Annotated in this window: 1 pseudogene; it reads left to right on the forward strand. The window is 44.5% G+C overall.

From position 1 onward, the window contains the following. A pseudogene (locus tag A3756_RS04295) lies at positions 1-449 on the forward strand (GTPase); the annotation flags it as partial.

The raw sequence follows: 449 nt of genomic DNA on the forward strand, positions 1-449 counted from the left end.
TAGCCCGATCTTACGCAAAGGTTTATGTATCCTGGATACGCCAGGTTTAAACGCCTTAGGCTCAGAGCCCGAACTCACCATTAGCATGATTCCTAATGCCCAGGCTGTTATCTTTATGCTGAGTGCTGACACGGGCGTTACAGCCAGTGACATGGCAATCTGGAAGCAGTATATCGATGTGCATGAGTCTGAACACCGTGCAGGTCGTTTTGCTGTGCTGAATAAAATAGATGTGCTCTGGGATGACCTGCAGGGTGAACCGCATATTAGTGCTTCGATTGAGCAAATTCGGCACCTAACAGCCAAGCAGCTGAATATGGATGCAGAAGATGTTTTGCCTTTATCTGCAAAACAGGGTTTGATTGCTAAAATCAGAAAAGACCATTCATTATTGCAAAAAAGTGCTTTTCCTAAATTGGAGAAGCTAATTTCCAAGCGAATTATTGCCG

Source organism: Oleiphilus sp. HI0086 (assembly GCF_001635225.1).